This is a genomic window from Pseudomonas sp. H3_E07 (assembly GCF_054668895.1).
In genome coordinates this window covers 3695244-3716717 of the sequence record NZ_CP162795.1, presented here as the reverse complement: position 1 = coordinate 3716717, position 21474 = coordinate 3695244, and the positions used below count along the sequence as shown (strand labels likewise).

Annotated in this window: 20 protein-coding genes and 1 rRNA gene; 6 read left to right on the top strand and 15 right to left on the bottom strand. The window is 58.4% G+C overall.

The genetic code is table 11. From position 1 onward, the window contains the following. The 10 genes from AB4O08_RS16995 to mrcB form a co-directional block, all read right to left on the bottom strand. Positions 1-1537: ribosomal RNA gene (locus tag AB4O08_RS16995) — 16S ribosomal RNA — on the bottom strand. A 488-nt stretch (positions 1538-2025) separates the two neighbouring features. Beyond that, positions 2026-2646, bottom strand: coding sequence for a protein-methionine-sulfoxide reductase heme-binding subunit MsrQ (msrQ, locus tag AB4O08_RS16990; protein WP_010206552.1), 621 nt, complete (start codon positions 2644-2646; stop codon positions 2026-2028). Then, the gene (gene msrP / locus AB4O08_RS16985; RefSeq protein WP_010206553.1) at positions 2646-3659 is read right to left on the bottom strand and encodes a protein-methionine-sulfoxide reductase catalytic subunit MsrP; all 1014 of its coding nucleotides are present in this window, start codon (positions 3657-3659) and stop codon (positions 2646-2648) included. Before msrP ends, msrQ begins: the two co-directional genes overlap by 1 nt. 63 nt (positions 3660-3722) lie before the next feature. Beyond that, positions 3723-4580 (bottom strand): CDP-diacylglycerol--serine O-phosphatidyltransferase, encoded by an 858-nt coding sequence (pssA, locus tag AB4O08_RS16980; protein WP_042570830.1) that lies wholly within the window; start codon positions 4578-4580, stop codon positions 3723-3725. Positions 4581-4724: 144 nt separating this feature from the next. Next, positions 4725-5741: a ketol-acid reductoisomerase gene (ilvC, locus tag AB4O08_RS16975; protein WP_003194132.1), complete on the bottom strand. Its 1017-nt coding sequence runs from the start codon at positions 5739-5741 to the stop codon at positions 4725-4727. A 47-nt stretch (positions 5742-5788) separates the two neighbouring features. Beyond that, positions 5789-6280, bottom strand: a complete 492-nt coding sequence (gene ilvN / locus AB4O08_RS16970) for an acetolactate synthase small subunit (protein WP_003176102.1) — start codon at positions 6278-6280, stop codon at positions 5789-5791. 2 nt (positions 6281-6282) lie between these two features. After that, a complete protein-coding gene (locus AB4O08_RS16965; RefSeq protein WP_010206555.1) occupies positions 6283-8007 on the bottom strand; it encodes an acetolactate synthase 3 large subunit in 1725 nt (574 codons plus the stop codon). Positions 8008-8438: 431 nt separating this feature from the next. After that, entirely contained in the window at positions 8439-8768 is a 330-nt protein-coding gene (locus AB4O08_RS16960; protein WP_021492878.1) for a YqcC family protein, read from the bottom strand. Further along, a complete protein-coding gene (locus AB4O08_RS16955) occupies positions 8768-9502 on the bottom strand; it encodes a tetratricopeptide repeat protein (protein ID WP_042570832.1) in 735 nt (244 codons plus the stop codon). Before AB4O08_RS16955 ends, AB4O08_RS16960 begins: the two co-directional genes overlap by 1 nt. 16 nt (positions 9503-9518) lie before the next feature. After that, a complete protein-coding gene (gene mrcB / locus AB4O08_RS16950) occupies positions 9519-11843 on the bottom strand; it encodes a penicillin-binding protein 1B (protein ID WP_010206558.1) in 2325 nt (774 codons plus the stop codon). A gap of 118 nt (positions 11844-11961) precedes the next feature. Between mrcB and AB4O08_RS16945 the strand changes: the two genes are divergently transcribed. From AB4O08_RS16945 to AB4O08_RS16935, 3 genes are all read left to right on the top strand, one after another. Beyond that, a complete protein-coding gene (locus AB4O08_RS16945) occupies positions 11962-13518 on the top strand; it encodes a bifunctional aminoglycoside phosphotransferase/ATP-binding protein (protein WP_044287888.1) in 1557 nt (518 codons plus the stop codon). Positions 13519-13611: 93 nt separating this feature from the next. Further along, positions 13612-13956: a pentapeptide repeat-containing protein gene (locus tag AB4O08_RS16940; RefSeq protein ID WP_010206561.1), complete on the top strand. Its 345-nt coding sequence runs from the start codon at positions 13612-13614 to the stop codon at positions 13954-13956. A gap of 192 nt (positions 13957-14148) precedes the next feature. Next, positions 14149-14421 (top strand): TfoX/Sxy family protein, encoded by a 273-nt coding sequence (locus AB4O08_RS16935; RefSeq protein ID WP_010206563.1) that lies wholly within the window; start codon positions 14149-14151, stop codon positions 14419-14421. A 251-nt stretch (positions 14422-14672) separates the two neighbouring features. Here the strand turns inward: AB4O08_RS16935 and AB4O08_RS16930 are convergent, their stop codons facing one another. From AB4O08_RS16930 to AB4O08_RS16920, 3 genes are read right to left on the bottom strand one after another with little or no spacing between them, the layout of a single operon-like run. Next, positions 14673-15440: a heme ABC transporter ATP-binding protein gene (locus AB4O08_RS16930; protein WP_010206564.1), complete on the bottom strand. Its 768-nt coding sequence runs from the start codon at positions 15438-15440 to the stop codon at positions 14673-14675. Next, a complete protein-coding gene (locus tag AB4O08_RS16925; protein ID WP_460114232.1) occupies positions 15440-16477 on the bottom strand; it encodes a FecCD family ABC transporter permease in 1038 nt (345 codons plus the stop codon). Before AB4O08_RS16925 ends, AB4O08_RS16930 begins: the two co-directional genes overlap by 1 nt. Further along, positions 16474-17352 carry a heme/hemin ABC transporter substrate-binding protein gene (locus AB4O08_RS16920; RefSeq protein ID WP_010206566.1) on the bottom strand — a complete coding sequence of 293 codons (879 nt, stop codon included), beginning with the start codon at positions 17350-17352 and terminating at the stop codon, positions 16474-16476. Before AB4O08_RS16920 ends, AB4O08_RS16925 begins: the two co-directional genes overlap by 4 nt. Positions 17353-17508: 156 nt before the next feature. Here AB4O08_RS16920 and AB4O08_RS16915 point away from each other — a divergent pair, with 156 nt between their 5' ends. Beyond that, positions 17509-17826, top strand: a complete 318-nt coding sequence (locus tag AB4O08_RS16915) for a Rieske (2Fe-2S) protein (protein WP_010206567.1) — start codon at positions 17509-17511, stop codon at positions 17824-17826. Here AB4O08_RS16915 and sfsA read toward each other — a convergent pair. Together sfsA and AB4O08_RS16905 are read right to left on the bottom strand one after the other, a co-directional pair. Further along, on the bottom strand, positions 17823-18533 hold the full coding sequence (gene sfsA / locus AB4O08_RS16910; protein WP_069673168.1) for a DNA/RNA nuclease SfsA: 711 nt from the start codon (positions 18531-18533) through the stop codon (positions 17823-17825). The genes AB4O08_RS16915 and sfsA overlap by 4 nt on opposite strands. Continuing rightward, positions 18533-19705, bottom strand: a complete 1173-nt coding sequence (locus AB4O08_RS16905; RefSeq protein WP_460114231.1) for a pyridoxal phosphate-dependent aminotransferase — start codon at positions 19703-19705, stop codon at positions 18533-18535. Before AB4O08_RS16905 ends, sfsA begins: the two co-directional genes overlap by 1 nt. 319 nt (positions 19706-20024) lie before the next feature. Here AB4O08_RS16905 and dksA point away from each other — a divergent pair, with 319 nt between their 5' ends. Next, the gene (dksA, locus tag AB4O08_RS16900) at positions 20025-20468 is read left to right on the top strand and encodes an RNA polymerase-binding protein DksA (RefSeq protein WP_010206570.1); all 444 of its coding nucleotides are present in this window, start codon (positions 20025-20027) and stop codon (positions 20466-20468) included. Between the two features lie 83 nt (positions 20469-20551). Next, entirely contained in the window at positions 20552-21439 is an 888-nt protein-coding gene (gene gluQRS, locus AB4O08_RS16895) for a tRNA glutamyl-Q(34) synthetase GluQRS (RefSeq protein WP_010206571.1), read from the top strand. Positions 21440-21474: the final 35 nt, after the last annotated feature.

The window sequence follows — 21474 nt, the reverse complement described above, 5'->3', positions numbered from 1 at the left end:
TAAGGAGGTGATCCAGCCGCAGGTTCCCCTACGGCTACCTTGTTACGACTTCACCCCAGTCATGAATCACACCGTGGTAACCGTCCTCCCGAAGGTTAGACTAGCTACTTCTGGTGCAACCCACTCCCATGGTGTGACGGGCGGTGTGTACAAGGCCCGGGAACGTATTCACCGCGACATTCTGATTCGCGATTACTAGCGATTCCGACTTCACGCAGTCGAGTTGCAGACTGCGATCCGGACTACGATCGGTTTTATGGGATTAGCTCCACCTCGCGGCTTGGCAACCCTCTGTACCGACCATTGTAGCACGTGTGTAGCCCAGGCCGTAAGGGCCATGATGACTTGACGTCATCCCCACCTTCCTCCGGTTTGTCACCGGCAGTCTCCTTAGAGTGCCCACCATTACGTGCTGGTAACTAAGGACAAGGGTTGCGCTCGTTACGGGACTTAACCCAACATCTCACGACACGAGCTGACGACAGCCATGCAGCACCTGTCTCAATGTTCCCGAAGGCACCAATCTATCTCTAGAAAGTTCATTGGATGTCAAGGCCTGGTAAGGTTCTTCGCGTTGCTTCGAATTAAACCACATGCTCCACCGCTTGTGCGGGCCCCCGTCAATTCATTTGAGTTTTAACCTTGCGGCCGTACTCCCCAGGCGGTCAACTTAATGCGTTAGCTGCGCCACTAAAAGCTCAAGGCTTCCAACGGCTAGTTGACATCGTTTACGGCGTGGACTACCAGGGTATCTAATCCTGTTTGCTCCCCACGCTTTCGCACCTCAGTGTCAGTATTAGTCCAGGTGGTCGCCTTCGCCACTGGTGTTCCTTCCTATATCTACGCATTTCACCGCTACACAGGAAATTCCACCACCCTCTACCATACTCTAGTCAGTCAGTTTTGAATGCAGTTCCCAGGTTGAGCCCGGGGATTTCACATCCAACTTAACAAACCACCTACGCGCGCTTTACGCCCAGTAATTCCGATTAACGCTTGCACCCTCTGTATTACCGCGGCTGCTGGCACAGAGTTAGCCGGTGCTTATTCTGTCGGTAACGTCAAAACAATCACGTATTAGGTAACTGCCCTTCCTCCCAACTTAAAGTGCTTTACAATCCGAAGACCTTCTTCACACACGCGGCATGGCTGGATCAGGCTTTCGCCCATTGTCCAATATTCCCCACTGCTGCCTCCCGTAGGAGTCTGGACCGTGTCTCAGTTCCAGTGTGACTGATCATCCTCTCAGACCAGTTACGGATCGTCGCCTTGGTGAGCCATTACCTCACCAACTAGCTAATCCGACCTAGGCTCATCTGATAGCGCAAGGCCCGAAGGTCCCCTGCTTTCTCCCGTAGGACGTATGCGGTATTAGCGTTCGTTTCCGAACGTTATCCCCCACTACCAGGCAGATTCCTAGGCATTACTCACCCGTCCGCCGCTCTCAAGAGAAGCAAGCTTCTCTCTACCGCTCGACTTGCATGTGTTAGGCCTGCCGCCAGCGTTCAATCTGAGCCATGATCAAACTCTTCAGTTCAAACATCTTTGGGTTTTTAAGAAACCCTAAACTTGGCTCAGCAATCGTTGGTTACATCTTTGATTTCTCGCGGAGTAACTTGTGATGCTGATAATCTTGTTGACTATCAGTCTGACTCCACAAGCACCCACACGAATTGCTTGATTCAGTTGTTAAAGAGCGGTTGGTCAAGATCTTTCGTCTCAACCGAGGCGCGCATTCTACAGCAGCCTCATTTGCTGTCAAGTGATTATTTTCAGAAGTTTTCGAAGAATTCTTCAACAACTTCAACCACTTGCGCCTTCGATCTCTCGTTAGCGGGAGGCGAATTCTACAGCGTTACACGCTGCTGTCAACACCTCTTTTTCAACTCCCTTTTGGCTTCGATAAACTGAAGCAACCCGCTGCCGAAACCTACATAACTCATTGTTTACCAAGGAGTTTTCCGTTTCGACTGCGCCGGAAGTGGGGCGAATTATAGACGTCTGGAATCCGTCGTCAACCCTTAATTACGCTTTTGTTGCAGAAACTGGTTTTTTCGCAATAAGACGAGGGATTCGCCGCATGACCGGCGGTATCCGCAGCACCAAGAGAAGCGCACCTATAAAAGCATAGATAGCCCACTCCTTCAGATCCGCCCGCACGATCCACAGCATATGCAGCAACCCAAGCCCCAGAACCCCATACACCAGCCGGTGCAGTTTCTTCCAACGGCTGCCCAACCGGCGCTGACTGTAACGATTCGACGTCACCGCCAGCACCAACAGCGACAGGAAACCCAACGCCCCGACAATAATGTAAGGCCGCTTGCGCAACTCAACACCCAACTGCGACCAATCCAGCCCCAGCACAAACACACAATAAGCAGCCAGATGCAGCACAACATAAGCAAAGCACCACAACCCGAGTTGACGGCGTACCGCTATCCACCCCGCCCAGCCACTGAGCTTCTGCAACGGCGTCATTGTCAGGGTGATCAACAATAGAATCAGCGTGCCAAGACCCAGTCGATCAACCAACACCTTGCCCGGATCCGGCCCCAGGACAGAACTCCAAGCTTCATATAGCCAGAACAACGGCCATACCGCCGCCGCTATAAAGACGCCAATGCGCCAGATCGGGAAGCGCATCAGTAGTTCTTCCGCAGATCGAGATCGGTATAAAGAGACGCCACCTCATCCGAATAGCCATTGAACATCTGCGTCTCACGCACATTGGGACTGAACAGCCCACTCGGTAGACGACGCTCCCGCGCCTGAGTCCAACGCGGGTGGTCGACCGTAGGGTTCACATTCGCGTAAAAACCATACTCGTCCGCTGCAATGCTCTGCCAGGTGGTTTTCGGCTGCTCGCTTACAAGGCTGATACGGACAATGGACTTCACACTCTTGAAGCCATACTTCCACGGCACGACCAACCGCAGCGGCGCACCATTCTGGTTAGGCAATTCGCGCCCGTACATCCCCACCGCCAGGATCGCCAAAGGGTTCATCGCTTCATCCAGACGCAGCCCCTCTACATAAGGCCAATCGATCAAGCCAAAACTTGAACGCTGCCCCGGCATGCTCTTTGGATCCTGAAGCGTTTCAAAACGAATGTATTTGGCCTTGGAAGTCGGCTCAACCTGTTTGAGCAACGCCGAGATCGGAAAACCGATCCACGGAATAACCATCGACCACGCCTCGACACAGCGCAGACGGTAGATCCGCTCTTCCAATTGATAAGGCTTCATGAAGTCTTCCAGGGCATAACGGCCTGGCTTGGCGACCTCGCCATCAATCACAACGCTCCAAGGCTCGGTTTTGAGGGAGCCCGCATTCGTCGCCGGGTCGCCCTTGCCTGTACCGAACTCATAGAAGTTGTTGTAGTGGGTCGCATCCTTGAACGGCGTGATGGCTTCGTCCTTCACCGTGACCGCCTGCCATTTGGTGCCTGACAACTTCTCGGTAAACCAGCCCGGCGCCCTGCCCGCTTCGACATCGGCATAACGCGAGGCTTCGTCAGCACTCGCCCAACGCGGCAAGCTGCTGGCTGCGATACCGGCAAGCGCACCGCCGAGCAAGCTACGGCGAGAGAGATAGAAGGATTCAGGGGTGACATCCGATTCGTGGCAATCGGACGCTTTAGGCAATTTGATTAACATGGCAACTCCGCAGCATTGGAGAACTGATGCACCAATAGACTGCGGAGTATGGGGGAAATTACATTAAGGCAATGTTTTGTCGCGGCGCAGATGCAACAAGTATTGAACCGGCCCCGAAGCAGCGTAAACCAGGAACGCCAGCAACAGAATGCGAGGCGGATCGCTGAACACTACGGCGAACACCAGAACCACTGCCAGGATAGCCACAAAAGGTACACGCCCCTTCAGGTCCAGCTCCTTGAAGCTGTTGTACTTGATATTGCTGACCATCAGCATGCCGGCTGCTGCCACCATCAAGGCCACCAGGAACGACATCTTCGAACCCTGAATGCCGTAATCGCTGAATGCCCAGACAATACCTGCCACCACACCTGCCGCCGCAGGGCTGGCCAGCCCGATGAAGTAGCGCTTGTCGGCGGTCCCCACCTGGGTATTGAAGCGCGCCAGACGCAAAGCTGCACCTGCGACATAGATGAAGGCAACCATCCAACCGACCTTGCCCATATCACCCAACGCCCAGGCGAAAGCCAGTAATGCAGGCGCCACACCGAACGCAACCATGTCCGACAATGAGTCGTACTCGGCACCAAAGGCACTTTGCGTATTGGTCATGCGCGCGACACGACCGTCAAGGCCATCGAGCACCATGGCGACAAAGATGGCGATAGCAGCAAAACCGAAATACTTGCTGGCATTCGCCGCATCACCTGCCGCCAACGCGCTTTGGGCGCTCATGGAGTTGATGATGGAGTAGAACCCGGCAAACAGGTTCGCCGTGGTGAAAAGGTTGGGCAAAAGATAGATGCCACGATGCCGGACCTTGCGGCCTTCCGCGTCATGCCCTTCTTCGACATGTTCATCGATCGGCAGCAGGCTTTCGGCGTCAGGAGCCGGGCTTGGCTCTTCGGGACGTTCGCTCATGGACTTTACCTTGCAACTGTGTGAAAAAATTCGACAGATACTTGCGGCGAGTGTTCGCCAGCAAACGATGCAGCTTTATACCAGAACACGCCCCCCAAACGAAAAAACGCGGCCTAAGCCGCGTTTTCCCTTGATGCGTACGACTTAGTTCTTGGCTTTGTCGACGATCTTGTTGGCACCGATCCACGGCATCATGGAGCGCAGTTGCTCGCCGATGACTTCGATACCGTGAGCGGCGTTGTTACGACGCTTGGCGGTCATCGAAGGGTAGCCGGTAGCGCCTTCGCTGATGAACATTTTGGCGTATTCGCCGTCCTGAATACGTTTCAGGGCGTTGCGCATGGCCTGACGGGACTCGGCGTTGATGACTTCCGGGCCAGTCACGTACTCGCCGTACTCGGCGTTGTTGGAGATCGAGTAGTTCATGTTGGCGATACCGCCTTCGTACATGAGGTCAACGATCAGCTTCAGTTCGTGCAGGCATTCGAAGTAGGCCATTTCCGGCGCGTAGCCAGCTTCAACCAGGGTTTCGAAACCGGCTTTTACCAACTCAACGGTACCGCCGCACAGAACGGCTTGTTCGCCGAACAGGTCGGTTTCAGTCTCGTCCTTGAAGGTGGTTTCGATGATGCCGGTACGACCGCCACCAACGCCCGCGGCGTAGGACAATGCTACGTTCTTGGCGTTGCCCGATGCGTCCTGGTAGATCGCGATCAGGTCAGGGATACCGCCACCTTTGACGAACTCGGAACGCACGGTGTGGCCCGGTGCTTTCGGCGCGATCATGATCACGTCGAGGTCGGCGCGCGGCACAACCTGGTTGTAGTGAATCGCGAAGCCGTGGGAGAAGGCCAGGGTGGCGCCTTTTTTGATGTTCGGCTCGATTTCATTCTTGTACAGCGAAGACTGGAACTCGTCCGGGGTCAGGATCATGACCAGGTCGGCAGCAGCAACGGCGGAAGCGACGTCAGTCACTTTCAGGCCGTGGGCTTCAGCCTTGGCAACAGTGGCCGAGCCTTTACGCAGGCCAACAGTTACGTCAACGCCGGAATCTTTCAGGTTGCACGCTTGGGCGTGCCCCTGGGAGCCGTAGCCGATGATGGCGACTTTCTTGCCCTGGATGATCGACAGGTCACAATCTTTATCGTAATAAACTTTCATGAGGTTCCTCTATATATCCAGGCCGTGAGGCCATTCGCTAATTTGGGTTAGATGCTGAGTACTTTGTCGCCACGGGCAATCCCGGTGACACCACTGCGTACCGTTTCCAGAATCGAGGCCGTCCCGATCGACTGGATGAAGCTGTCCAGCTTGTCGCTCGTACCGGTCAGTTGAACGGTATAAACGCTGGCGCTCACATCGACGATCTGCCCGCGATAGATGTCGGTCGTGCGCTTGATCTCGGCACGTTGGGCACCCGTAGCCTTGACTTTAACCAGCATCAGCTCGCGCTCAATGTGGGCACTTTCCGACAGGTCGACCAGCTTGACCACTTCGATCAGCTTGTTGAGGTTCTTGGTGATCTGTTCGATCACCTCATCGTGGCCAACCGTAGTCAACGTCAGGCGCGACAGGGTCGGGTCTTCGGTCGGGGCCACCGTCAGGCTTTCGATGTTGTAGTTGCGTTGCGAAAACAAGCCGACAACACGAGACAGAGCGCCGGGCTCGTTCTCCAGAAGCAGGGAGATAATGTGCCGCATGATTAGGTACGCTCCGTCTTGTTCAGCCACATATCGCGCATAGAGCCGTCTTTGATCTGCATCGGGTAGACGTGCTCGCTGGTATCCACCTGAATATCGATGAACACCAGGCGGTCCTTCATGGCGAACGCCTCTTCCATCTTCGGCTTCAGATCTTTCAAATCAGTGATGCGAATGCCGACATGGCCATAGGCTTCAACCAATTTCACGAAATCCGGCAGCGATTCCATGTAGGAATGGGAGTGACGGCTGTTGTAGCTCATGTCCTGCCATTGACGAACCATGCCCAGCACGCCGTTGTTCAAGCAGACGATCTTCACCGGAAGACCGTACTGCAGGCACGTCGACAGTTCCTGGATGTTCATCTGGATGCTGCCCTCACCGGTGACGCACGCGACGTCGGTGTCCGGGAAGCTCAGTTTCACACCCATGGCTGCAGGGAAACCAAAGCCCATCGTGCCCAGGCCACCGGAGTTGATCCAGCGGTTAGGCTTATCAAACTTGTAGTACTGCGCGGCGAACATCTGGTGCTGGCCCACGTCTGAGGTCACAAAGGCGTCGCCCTTGGTCACTTCGCACAGGGTCTCGATTACGGTTTGTGGCTTGATGATGCTGCCGTCGCCCTTGTCATAAGGAAACAGGCCGCGGTCACCGCGCCATTCGTCGATCTGCTTCCACCAACTGGCAACGGATTCCTTGTTTGGGGTCTCGCCAATGTCCTTGAGCGCAGCAACCATTTCGGTCAACACGCTTTCCACAGGACCTACGATCGGCACATCGGCCTTGATGGTCTTGGAGATGGACGCCGGGTCGATGTCGATGTGAATGATCTTGGCATTCGGGCAGAACTTGCTCGCGCCATTGATTACCCGGTCGTCGAAACGCGCGCCCACTGCCAGGATCACGTCGGCGTGGTGCATCGCCAGGTTGGCGGTGTAGCTGCCGTGCATGCCGAGCATGCCCACGAACTGACGGTCTGTACCCGGGAAGGCACCGAGGCCCATCAAGGTGTTGGTCACCGGCAGATTGAGCAGCTTGGCCAGTTCGGTCAAAGGCGCAGAACCGCCGCCCAGAATGACGCCACCGCCCGAGTACAGCACAGGACGCTTGGCCGCCAGGAGCATTTCTGCCGCCTTGCGGATTTGCCCCGAGTGCCCACGAACGGCCGGGCTGTAGGAACGCAGCTTGGCCTTCTTCGGGAAGATGTATTCAAATTTTTCCGCCGGGTTGGTCATGTCTTTCGGCACGTCGACCACGACAGGACCCGGGCGACCGGACTGTGCGAGGTAGAACGCCTTTTTCATGACTTCCGGGATTTCCGACGGATGCTTGATCATGAAGCTGTGTTTCACGATCGGCCGGGAAATACCGATCATGTCGGTTTCCTGGAATGCATCGGTACCCACCATGGTGCTGGGCACCTGGCCGGAAATGATCACCATCGGGATGGAGTCCATATACGCAGTCGCGATGCCGGTAATGGCATTCGTTGCGCCTGGGCCGGACGTCACCAGTACCACGCCGGCTTTACCGGTGGCACGGGCATAACCGTCAGCCATATGGGTCGCAGCCTGTTCGTGGCGAACCAGGATGTGGGTAACAGCCGGTTCCTTGAACAGTGCGTCGTAGACATGCAGCAGAGCACCACCTGGGTACCCGTAGATATAGTCGACGCCTTCGTCACGCAAAAAGCGGACGAGCATCTCACCACCAGATAAAAGCTCCACGTTGTTCACCTCTAAAACGCCAGAATACCGTCCGTTGAAAACCGACGGGTCTTAATAGGTTTACTTCTCAACAGAGCATGAGCGACGGTGGTCGCCGACTACGTCAGCACTGACTGAGCAAGTATTGGGATCGTCCCAAGTGTTGCGGGCTTTTCCCACCCAGCGCGAGGTAACGCGTTGCGGGTGTAACAGGTCGGCGCGGATGTGCGCCTCATGATCTGCTGAGCGGGCCTGCTTCTGGCAGTCCCGATACAGCGGACTTTGGATTCTTCTGTTTCAGGCCCTTCAAGTCAAGCAATAATTGCGCTTTTTTCCAACTAAGCGCATGAGAACGTAGGAGAAAGGGCTTTGAGGAGGGATAAAACTCGCCTGAATGTCGTCAAGCGGTAGAAATATGCGCAAGACTGCCGGAAAAACCGGCAGTCAGGCAATTAACGAGCGTCGACGATCAATTGGTCGAACTTTTTCAGCGCGTTACGCAAGCCAAGGCTCTCTTGCGGGCGGTCGGCATAGACCATCTCGGCCATCTCCAGGATGCCTGACGCATTGGGCAATGGCAGGTCCTGTTCGAGGATCTGCTTCATGCGGACCAGGAATATCCATTGCAGCCACTGGTGAAAATCCAGGGTATCCACCGAAAACGGCTCGACACTGCTGAGCGCCTCGACGCTGGGGGACACGTCGTCCCACCAGCCCTGCACGCGCAATTCGCGCTCAATCAGCAATAATTGTTCGGCAATCGCAGGAAACCGTGCATCCATCAGAGGCTGACCTTGGCTTTTTGACGCGCCTGGGCTGCGCCGGCGGCATCACCTTGTGCGGCACGAGCGTCACCAATCAACGCCCACAGGCTGGCTTGCAGGTCGGGACGGCCGTTGGCGAGAGACAAGCCGCGACGGGCGAATTGTTCGGCCTGGGGAGCGTCACCTTGAGCCATGCGTACTTGAGCCAGGCGATACAGCACTTGCGGCTCACGCGGCGCAACGCGCTGGGCACGTTCGAGACTCGACGAGGCGCCGTTCAAATCACCGCCCGCCTGCTGTTGCTGGGCAGTGGTCAACAAAGCCAGCACCGGGCCATCCAGTTGCTCGTCAGCCGAAAGGCCGCCGCTGCTGGACGACGATGGAATGCCACTCGGCGTCGATGGCATGTTGTAGGTGCCCTGGTTGATCGGCGCGGTCTGGATCGGCGCGGTATCGATCGGGCCGGAGTTGCTTGGCCCAGGAGTCCACGGCTCGGCGCTGATCGGAGCTGATGTCGCAGCCCCACTGCCTGGCACCATTACCACCACGCCCGAATCCTGCGGCATGGCTTGTGGCTTGGCCTGGGCAGGACGATTGGTTACGGTCTGGCGGAAACCGCCATTGGCCGAGATCCGGTCGTTATTGGAGACGGCTGTACTCGAGTCCACCACGGGAATGGAACCGCGCTGCACGCTGGAGCAACCGCTGAGCAAAGCCAGAGCTGTAATAGCTGGAAACAACCACTTGTTCACTTGAAACCCTCTTTGCTTAATTCATCCAGCCCTTGACCCAATCCATCACCGATTCCGCGTCAGCGGGGGCACTGCCACCGCATGCGGCGCCGGGTGGCGGTTCGCTGCCGCGAATATACGGCATCTGCACCGCGCCCGGACAGTTGGCATCGGAGCCCTGGCCCGTGTGCGGATCAATCCAGGCCTGCACGATGTTGTCCGGCTGCGGCATGTTCAACGGCAGCGGGTCGGCTTTGCGCATGAAGCTGGTCCAGACCTGCAGCGCACCGGTAGCACCGGTGAATGGCGTCTTGCCGTTATCGTCGCGCCCCAGCCACACCACTGCCAGCACATCCTGGCCGAAACCAGCGAACCAGCTGTCACGCGAATCGTTACTGGTACCGGTCTTGCCTGCCAATGTCAGGTTCGCCGGCAGCACGCTGTAGACCGAGCGCCCGGTACCTTCACGCATAACGCGCTGCATGGCGTTCTGGATCAGGTAGATGGAGCCTGCGTCGAAACGCTGCTGAATCTGGAACGGGTAGCGCTTGAGCGGCTCGCCCTCGGCGGTCAACACGCTGCGAATCCCGCGCATCGGCGTATTGAAGCCACCGTTGGCGAGAGTCTGGTACATGGTCGCGACTTCCATGGGGGTCATCGCGCCAGCGCCCAGCAGAATCGATGGGAACGCCGGGAACTCACGAGTGACGCCCAGCCGCGCAATGGTCTTGAGGACATTCGGTACACCGACTTCAAGGCCGAGTCGCGACGTGGAAATGTTGTAGGAGTGGGCAATACCCTGATACAGGAACACTGTGCCGTGAGAACGCCGATCGAAGTTCTGCGGCGTCCACACCTGACCATCGCCACCTTTGACCGACAGCGGGTCATCCGACAACCAACTGGTCAGCGTGTACTTGCTCGGTTTTTCCAGGGCGGTCAGGTAAACCGCTGGCTTGACCAGTGAACCGATCGGCCGCACCGCATCCAGCGCGCGGTTGAAGCCGGCAAAGCTGGCTTGGCGACTGCCGATCATCGCCTGCACTTCACCGGTTTCCGGGTTGGTCACCACCATGGCCGCTTCGACTTCGTCCGAGCCTTTACGGCCTGTCAGACGTTTAAAGGTGTCGTTGACCGACGCTTCGGCCTTCATCTGCAGGATCGGGTCAAAACTGGTGAAAATCCGCAGGCCTTCTTCAGTCAAGTCTTCGTCGCGGTAGTCTTCACGCAACTGGCGTTTGACCAGGTCGATAAAGCCCGGGAAGGAGCTGTCTGCCAGCTTGCCGCGGGTTGTTACACCAAGTGGCATTTTCTTGGCTGCGGCGACTTGTTCAGCCGTGGCGACGCCTTGCTGCTCAAGCACATCGAGCACCAGGTTACGGCGCTCAAGCGCACGCTCAGGATTGCGGCGCGGATTGTAGTAGGAAGGTCCCTTGACCATGCCCACCAACAGTGCGACCTGGTGCAGCTTCAGTTCGGACAGCGGCTGACCAAAGAAGAACTGGCTGGCCAAGCCGAAACCATGTACCGCTCGCTGGCCATCCTGACCGACGAATACCTCGTTGAGGTACGCCTCAAGGATTTCCTGCTTGCTGTAGTGCAGCTCCAGCAGCATCGCCATCATAGCTTCGGTGAGCTTGCGGGTCAGGCTGCGCTCGTTGGTCAGGTAGAAGTTCTTGACCAATTGTTGCGTCAGCGTACTGCCCCCCTGGGTCATCTTGCCGCCGGAGGTATTCACCCAGACCGCGCGGGCAATCGACTTCGGCGAAACACCCCAGTGATGGTAGAAATCGCGGTCTTCAACAGCGACCAGCGTTTCCAGCAGATACGGTGGCACCTGATCAAGTTTGATCAGGATGCGATCTTCCAGGTTTTTTGGGTAAATGCCGCCAATCATCAGCGGTTCCAGGCGAACCACAGGCAACTTGGAGCCGTTGAGCGACGACAGTTCGGCGACGTAATCGCCGGAGAAACGCACGCGCACAGGCTGTGCTTTTTCCAGGCCTTCGTAGAACTGGAAGCCACGGGTGTTCAGGTCGACGGTGTTACCACTGACGGCGGCGGCACCGGGACCGTTACTCACGGGTTCGCGGCGGTAGCCCAAGGCGTCGAGTTCAGTGAGAAAATCATCCTTGCTCAGCTTCTGGCCGGTGAACAACTCCAGCGGGCGAGCGTACACCTTGGCCGGGATGGTCCAGCGCTTGCCGGAGAATTTCTCCTGCACCACAGCGTCGAGGTACACCGCAAAGCCAGCGAGTACCACCAGGCCTACCAGGCCGAGCTTGAGCGCCCAGCCCAGCCAAGGACGCAGGCCGCGGGAAGGAGGTTTTTTACGGGAACGGGGGGATCGAGTTCGAGTCATGGCGGCGGATTATACGCACTTTATCGATGATCAACATGAGCCGGACAGCGGTTTGCACGACCGCTCGTAGCGGCCATAATGCCCGCCATGTTTTTCCCCAGACTCTGAAGGATCGCCCGTGAGCCAGTCCCTGATCGCTGCCCTGCAAAACCCGGCTTTATACCCTCACCCGGTTGAAGCGTTTCAAGTCATCGAAACCCATATTTCCTGGGTCGTCCTGACCGGCCCGTATGCCTATAAGCTGAAGAAGCCGATGAACTTCGGGTTTCTGGATTTCACCGATCTGGAAAAGCGCGGGCACTTCTGCAACGAAGAACTGCGCCTCAACCAGCGCCTGACCGAAGATTTGTATCTTGAAGTGTTGCCGATTACCGGCAGTGCCGAAGCCCCGCAATTGGGCGGTGACGGCCCGGTCATCGAATACGCGCTGAAAATGCGCCAGTTCCCGCAGAGCCAGTTGCTCAGCACCTTGCAAGCCAACGGCGAACTGACCAGTGCGCACATCGATGAGATGGCCAAGCAAATCGCGCACTTCCATCTCACGGCGCCAAAAGTCCCGCAAGAACACCCGGCAGGTACCCCGGATGAAGTGATGGCGCCGGTTCGCCAGAATTTCGACCAGATCCGTCCGTTCCTGAGCGACAAGTCTGACCTGGCTCAGTTGGACGCTCTGCAAGCCTGGGCCGAGAGCAGCTTCGAGCGCCTCAAGCCGCTGTTCTCCCAGCGCAAAACAGACGGTTTCACCCGCGAATGCCACGGCGATATTCACTTAGGCAACGCCACGTTGATCAATGGCCATGTGGTGATCTTCGACTGCATCGAGTTCAATGAGCCATTCCGTTTCACCGATGTGTATGCCGATACCGGCTTCCTGGCCATGGACCTTGAAGACCGGGGCCTCAAGTCCCTGGCGCGCCGCTTTATCAGCCAGTACCTGGAACTGACCGGCGACTATCAGGGCCTGGAGGTGCTGAACTTCTATAAAGCCTATCGCGCCTTGGTCCGCGCCAAAATCGCGCTGTTCAGCATGCCAAGCGAAGCCAGCCCGGTGCAACGCGCCACGACCCTGCGCCAATACCGCAACTACGCCAACCTGGCGGAAAGCTATAGCACCATTCCTTCGCGTTTCCTGGCCATTACCCACGGTGTGTCGGCCGTCGGTAAAAGCCACGTGTCCATGCGTTTGGTTGAAGCCCTTGGCGCTGTACGCCTGCGCTCGGACGTGGAGCGCAAGCGCCTGTTCGGCGAGCAACACGTGGAGAACACGCCACAAGCCGGCATCTATGCCGCCGACGCCAGCGCAGCGACCTACGCACGGTTGAATGAAATTGCCGACACCGTGCTGCGCGCCGGTTACCCAGTGGTGCTGGACGCTACTTTCCTGAAACGCGAGCAACGCGATGCTGCTGCTAAAGTAGCTGAGGCCACAGGCGCGCCCTTCCTGATCCTGGATTGCAATGCGCCGCAAGCCGTTATCGCCAGCTGGTTGGCGCAACGTCAGGCGGACAAAAACGATCCTTCCGACGCGACACTGACGATTATCGAAGAACAGCAAGCCAATCGCGACCCGCTGACTGCCGAGGAATTGCGCCTCAGTAAACGCGTCGAAACGAACGAAAGTGGCACCCTCGACGCGTTGGTGGCGCATATTCGTCAGCGCCTGCCCGGCCTGTAAGAAAAATTTCTTGGTCGTGTCGCCTGCTTAGGGGGCACGGTCAAGCAATAGTGGCACTATAATGGCGTCATAAATCCAACAGGAGTCGCCTTCATGAGTCAGCCCAAGCTTCTTGATACTCCGCTTTACTCGCTCCTGCACAAAGACGATATCCGAGGCTTCAACCAAGAGCGCCCAAAAGACGGCGTCATCGACATGCGCGGTGGCGACTTCCGTGGATTGGACTTGCGTGAGCTGAATACCACCGGCGTGGATTTTACCGACGCCTATTTCCGCTCCGCCGACCTGCGCGGCCTGGACCTGCGCGACTGCCCAATGGAAGGCGCCAGCCTGGCCCACGCACAAATTTCCGGCACCTACTTCCCACCCGAACTGACCGCCGATGAGATCCTCATGTCGGTTAATTTCGGTACTCGCCTGCGCTACCGCACCCGCTGAAACCCTCTGCTCCAGCCCCGGTTTCGCGCAGGCGTACCGGGGACTTCCCACCTGACTGGTCTCGCCACGCCAATAAGCTTTAGGCCGTTTCCGACTAAAGAACTACGCTTTTCCTACTGAGCGCTACACTCCTGTTCAGGCTTGCCTGGTTTCGATACCCACCGCACCATTCGGCCGTCGCAAGGAGGCTTGATGAACGATGAGCTGCAACACCTGAAAAACCTCGGCAAGACGTCAGCGCAGTGGCTGCATGCGGTGGGCATCCACAGTGCGTCGGACTTGCGCCGCCTGGGTGCGGTCGATGCGTACCGGGCCGTCCGGACGCGGGGGTTTCGTGCCTCGAAAGTCCTGTTGTATGCCATCGAAGGGGCGTTGATGGATGTGCACTGGAATGACATTCCTGCCGAGCGCAAGGAAGCCTTGAACCGTCAATTGGACGCGCTATCGGCACGCCAGAAGAATTAGCGCGCCGACAATCCCCAACATTTACAGGCATTGCAAACAGGCGTTTGAGAAAACGCAGCGCACATGCAAAAACAAATGTTGACTCTCAAATGAGAATCGTTATGATTATCACAACTGGTCGCGAGATCAGCCGATAACTGAAAGGCCCTTGGTTCGGACTCTCAGATTATCTCCTCATCAGGCTAATCACGGTTATTTGACCCGGCTCTTGCCGGGTCTTTTTTTATCTATAAAAAGCGGCCTACGGACAATCAACGCGCAATGATCAGTGGATGCCCACGCTCCGGATGGGGCTGCACGAGCACATCCAGACCAAATACAGCCTTTAACGGTTCAGGTTGCATCACTTGCGCCGGCGTATCCAACGCGTGTGGCCGACCCGCCTCCAGCAGCAGAATCCGATCGCAGTAACGCGCCGCCAGGTTCAGGTCGTGAAGGATCACTAGCACCGCCGCCCCACGGTCGGCAAAGGTGCGAATGGCCTGCAAGGTGGTGTGTTGATGCAAAGGGTCCAGCATCGACGTCGGCTCATCCAACAGCAACGTCTGCCCTGCCTCGCCCGGCCATAACTGCGCCAGCACCCGCGCCAGATGCACCCGCTGACGCTCGCCACCGGACAGTGCCAGGTAGCTGCGGCCGCTCAAGTGGCCGACATCTGCCGCCTGCAAGGCGGCCTCGATGATCTCGTCATCGCGCACTCGCCCTGTCTGGTGCGGCAAGCGGCCCATGCCGACAACCTCTTCGACACGGAAAGCAAAGTCCAGCGTCGAGCTTTGCGGCAATACCGCCAGGCGTTGTGCCCGCTGCGCACCACTCCACTCGTTCAACGGGCGTTGATCCAACCACACCTTGCCTTGGTCGGGGTGCAGCTCACCGCACAATCCACCGAGCAACGTACTCTTGCCCGCACCGTTGGGGCCCAGCACCCCTAGCACTTCACCCGGCAACAGGTCGAGGGTGACATCTGCCAATACAGTTTTGTGACCGCGACGGATCTGCAGGTCTTCAACACGCAGCATCAGGCACGCCCCCGCAATAACAGGTAAAGAAAAAACGGCGCACCGATGAACGCAGTGACGATTCCGATCGGCAGCTCAGCCGGCGCCAAGGCAAGCCGCGCGACCAGATCGGCAAACAACAACAGGCTCGCACCCGCGAGGACCGACGCTGGTAACAGCACACGATGGTCCGGCCCCGCCAGCAAACGCACCAGATGCGGCACCACCAGCCCCACAAAACCGATCATGCCCGCGGCAGCCACCGCAGCCCCGACACCCAACGCCGTGCAGAAAACCAACTCGCGCTTAAGCCCTTCCACATCGATGCCGAGATGATTGGCCTCCGACTCACCCAGCAGCAAGGCATTCAACGCCTTGGCTCGGCGCGGCAACCACATTGCCACCCCCGCGCTCACCAGTAACAACGGCCATAACCGCGAATAGCTGGCGCCATTGAGGCTGCCCAGGTTCCAAAATGTCAGGGTGCGTAGGGTGGCGTCGTCGGCCAGGTAGGTAGACAGACCCACCGCCGAACTGGCGAGGGCTGTGAGGGCAATGCCGGCGAGCAGCATGGTCGCGACGTTGGTCTGGCCGTTACGCCGCCCCAGTCGATAGACCAGTGCAGTTACACCCAGCCCACCCAGGAATGCACAGAACGACAGCAGATAGGGCCCGAACGCATCCGGCAAACCGCCGAAAAACGAACCACCAACAATCGCCACCGCCGCCCCCAGCGCAGCGCCGCTGGAGACCCCGACCAAACCTGGATCAGCCAGCGGATTGCGGAACAACCCCTGCATTGCCACACCCGACAAGGCGAGTACACCGCCGACGGCTAAGCCCAGCAACGTGCGCGGCAAACGGATCTGCCCCAGGATCAGCTCAGCCTGCTCCAACCCCTGGGCCTCGATCGGCAGCCCCATCAAACGCAACGCGGCCTTAAGTGTGTCCAGCAGTGGCAAGCTGACGGGGCCCAGCGCCAGCGACAGCCAGATCGCCAAGACACACAACAGCGCCAGCCCAACAAACAGCGTCTTCGGCTTGACCAGCGTGGTCATGGGGCAGGCTTAGTCTGGGACGGATAGAACCCGGCAGACAGATCCGCCAGGCTTTGTGGCATACGCGGCCCAAGCCCGCCAACCAGCAGCGTGGGATCGACCTCAAACACTCGCCCGTTCTTGGCCGCCGGCGTGGAAGCCAGGATCGGATTCTCTTTGAACAGCGCAGCACGCGCCGCATCCCCGTTCAAAGCACGATCAGCAAACACCAACACATCCGGGCTCAACCCCGCCAACGACTCCACCGAAAACGGCTTGTAGCCAGTATGCGTCGCCAAATTGCGCCCGCCCGCCTGCTGCAACATCCAGTCAGCCGCCGTGTCTTTGCCCGCAATCAGTGGTTTACCGCCCGCATGCCCCAGCAACAGCAATACGCCGGGGGCCTTTTGGGTGGACTGAGCGTTGGCAACCCAGCGTTTCTGCTGATCCAGTGCCTGCTCATATCCGGTAAACAATTCGTTGGCCTTGGCATCAGTGCCCAGCAACTTGCCCAAGTGCTGAAGGTTGCCCTTCAACGTCGGCAAGTCAGGCTGCGCCGAGAACATCTCCACCTGCACACCCGCACTGCGAATCTGCGCCAGCACCGGCGGCGGGCCCATTTCTTCGGTGCCTACCAGCACTTGTGGGCGCAAGCTCAAGATGCCTTCAGCCGACAGCTGCCGCTGGTAGCCAATACTCGGTAACGCCTTGAGGGCGTCTGGATGCTGGCTGGTGGTATCCACCCCCACCAACTTCGACTCGCCGCCCAAGGCCATCACCCACTCCGACAGCGCGCCGCCGGCACTTACCCAGCGTTGTGGCAGTTCAGAGGCTTGAGCCCCAGGGTTGACCAGCAGTCCGACAACAAGCGCAATAGCGCTGGCACTCAGGCGCATAACAGGGTTTCCTTCCTAGGGCGGGGCCGCTCAAACGCTCATCAATGTGACAGATATGCCCTGCCCCGCATCGTATTGAGCGCCCGGTCAGCTAACGGGCGAAGCCGGCATTTGATAATTGTTTGCATTTGAACGTCAAGGCACTTAAGGATTGAAATGAAGTTTCTCTGCTCCTCCGATACCCTCGCGCCAGACAGCAGCCTGGGCTTTGAAATCGATGGTTGCAAATTGTTGGCCGTGCGCCGGGACGGTGTTGCCTACTTCTATATCAACCGTTGCCCCCATCGCGGCGTCCCACTGGAATGGCAGCCCAACCGGTTTCTCGACGACAGCGCCAGCCTGATCCAGTGTGCCACCCACGGCGCACTGTTCCTGATCGAGAGCGGCGAGTGCATCGCCGGCCCGTGTGCCGGGCAAAGCCTTACTGCCCTGCCCGGCCGCGAAGACGCCCAGGGGTTGTGGGTGGAACTCTAGTCGAGCAGTACGTCCAGTCGCCGGTCCACGTAGATCTCTTCGCAGGTCACCCGCACACCATAGGCCAGCACTTCCACGCCTGCCGCTTTGGCTTCGCGCAGCGCCGCAGCATAGGCCGCATCAATCTCCACCGCCGGGCGCACGGCATCAATCCCCGAGAGATTGACGCAATACAACTGCACCGCACGCACACCGTCACGCGCCAGGTGGGCCAGCTCGCGTAAATGCTTGGCGCCTCGCTGAGTCACTGCATCGGGGAAGGCGGCGATCGAAGTACCGTCAAAACCCAGGGTTACACTTTTGACTTCGACGTAGGCTGCACCGTCGGGATAGTCCAGGCGAAAGTCGATGCGGCTTTTCTCCTGACCGTAAGGCACTTCGCGCTTCAAAGCGGTAAAGCCATTGAGCTCGGTGATTACACCCGCACGCAACGCCTCCTCGACCAACTGATTCGCGCGTGCCGTATTGACGCACGCAAGTCGGCCCTGGGGCGTTTCGGCAATTTCCCACGTGCCGGGGAGCTTGCGCTTGGGGTCATTGGAGCGACTGAACCAGACCTGCCCACCTTCGACCATGCAATTAAGCATCGAGCCGGTGTTGGGGCAATGAATGGTCAGCAACTCGCCGGTGACGGTTTCGATATCGGTGAGAAAGCGCTTGTAGCGACGAATCAGCCGGGCTTCTTCAAGAGGAGGATGAAAGCGCATCAGCCTTGCCAGCTCCGTAAGCCACGGGCGATTCGCTCCACCGCCTCCTGCAGGCGGTCGAGGTTTTGCGTGTAGGCAAAGCGCACATGATGACCGGCTTTAAAGCGGCCAAAATCCAGGCCAGGGGTAAAGGCCACATGCTCGGTTTCGAGGAAGTGACGACAGAATGCGAAGGCATCACCGCCAAACGCGCTGATATCGGCATACAAATAGAACGCCCCTTCCGGCTCGACGGCGATGCCAAACCCCAACTCGCGCAAGGCAGGCAGCAGGAAGTCACGACGACGGCCGAATTCAGCGCGACGTTCTTCAAGAATGCTCAGGGTTTGCGGGGTAAAACACGCTAACGCCGCGTGCTGGGCCATGCTTGGCGCACTGATGTAAAGGTTTTGCGCCAGTTTCTCCAATTCCCCCACTGCGGCCGGGGGCGCCACCAGCCAACCCAGGCGCCAGCCGGTCATGCCGAAATACTTGGAAAAACTATTCAGGACAAATGCTTCGTCGTCGACTTCCAGCACGCTGGCCGCGTTCGTGCCGTAGGTGAGGCCATGGTAAATCTCGTCCACGACCAAGTGGCCGTTTCGCGCCTTGATGGCGGCGGAAAGCCCGGCCAATTCGTCACGTGTGAGGATCGTCCCGGTCGGGTTGGCCGGGGACGCCACGAGCGCGCCGACACTGTCTTGATTCCAGTGCTTGGCCACCAGGTCGGCGGTCAACTGGTAGCGCACTTCGGGGCCGACTGGCACCAGTTGGGCCGCGCCCTCCACCAACCGCAGGAAGTGACGATTGCACGGGTAACCGGGGTCTGCGAGCAACCAGTGCTTGCCCGGATCCACCAACAGGCTGCTGGCCAGCAGCAAAGCACCGGAACCGCCGGGGGTGATCAGGATACGCTCGGGGTCCACGTTAAGCCCGTAGCGCTGCTGGTAGAAACCGCTGATGGCCTCGCGCAGTTCCGGCAAGCCGCGGGCGGCGGTATAACGCGTCTTGCCGTTGGCCAAAGCCGCCTGGCCGGCCTTGATGATCGGCTCGGCGGTGGTGAAATCCGGCTCGCCGATTTCCAGGTGGATCACGTCATGACCAGCGGCTTGCAGCTCATTGGCCCGCGCCAGCAATGCCATGACATGAAAAGGTTCGATGGCGCGACTGCGCGCACTGTAGGGCTGAGCCATTAGCCTTCCTTAACGGTGAGGACAAAATCTGGATTCTACCGAACCCGCGCCGTAAAACATGTTCTATTGCCTGCCCGGCGGCATGTGGCGTTCCGGCAAGTGCCTGCAAAACGACTAAAATCTAAAGCTGAGGCAATACATACCCAGCAACGGCGGGCTGTCGTAGTTTGCAACCCCATTGCCGTGGGCCTCGACAACCGGGAGTGGCGCACCCCGAATCTATCTGGTAAGTTCGCCCGCTTGCAGCCGCAGGGCCGGCAGGTGTCGGTGACGTTGCAATCCTGCGCAATGGATTAGAAGAGTGAGAGGCGGTCTATTCATGTCCACCCAAGCAAAGCAACAGCAGACTCAAGGCCTCAACGGCTTCGAACCTTACGTAGAAAAGAAAGGTGAGGAGTACATGGGCGAGCCCATGCGCGACCACTTCACCAAAATCCTGAACAAGTGGAAACAGGACTTGATGCAGGAGGTCGACCGCACGGTTGACCATATGAAGGACGAAGCAGCCAACTTCCCTGATCCGGCCGATCGTGCCAGCCAGGAAGAAGAGTTCGCCCTTGAACTACGCGCCCGTGATCGCGAGCGCAAGTTGATCAAGAAGATCGACAAGACCCTGCAGCTGATCAAGGACGAAGAATACGGCTGGTGCGAATCCTGCGGTGTCGAGATCGGTATTCGTCGCCTGGAAGCCCGCCCAACCGCGGACCTCTGTGTAGACTGCAAGACCTTGGCCGAAATCAAGGAAAAACAGGTCGGCAAGTAACCCAGCCGAACTGAACGAATGGGGCGTGCGAACGCCCCATTTTTGTTGCTGGCGTTTACCGAATTTCCAGTAGTATCCGGCCCATGACAGCCTCTACCTATATCGGGCGCTTCGCCCCCACGCCCAGCGGCCATTTGCATTTCGGTTCTCTGGTCGCCGCCCTCGCCTCCTACCTCGACGCCCGCGCCAACCAAGGCCGCTGGCTGATGCGCATGGAAGACCTTGACCCGCCCCGCGAAGAGCCCGGTGCCCAGGCGGCAATCCTGCACGCACTGGAAAGCTATGGCTTTGAATGGGACGGCGAACTGGTCCGACAAAGCGAGCGGCACGATGCCTACGCCAACGTGCTGAACGGCCTGTTCAACCACGGCCTGGCCTACGCCTGCACCTGCTCACGCAAACAACTGGAGCCTTACAACGGCATCTACCCCGGCCTGTGCCGTAATGTTGGTCACGCCCAGCAAGACGCCGCCATCCGTCTGCGCGTTCCCGAACTTGAGTACCACTTTACCGACCGCGTCCAAGGCGAATTCCGACAGCACCTGGGCCGCGATGTAGGCGACTTCGTCATCCGTCGCCGCGACGGCCTTTATGCCTATCAATTGGCTGTGGTGCTCGACGATGCCTGGCAAGGTGTGACCGACATCGTGCGCGGTGCCGACCTGCTCGACTCCACGCCACGCCAGCTTTACCTGCAAGAACTACTGGGCCTGCGCCAACCACGCTACCTGCATGTGCCGCTGATTATTCAGCCGGACGGCAACAAGTTGGGCAAATCCTACCGCTCCCCGCCACTGACACCCGACCAGGCGACGCCTTTGCTATTGAGAGCACTGCGCGCCCTCGGCCAGCAACCCGGCGCTGAGCTGTTGCACGCCAGCCCACGGGAGCTGCTGGATTGGGGCATTGCGCACTGGGATGCCAGCCGGATCCCGCGCACACTCACGCTGGCCGAAGCGCAATTGAGCTGAAGGCGCTTGCAGCTTGCCCGGCATCCGTTACCATC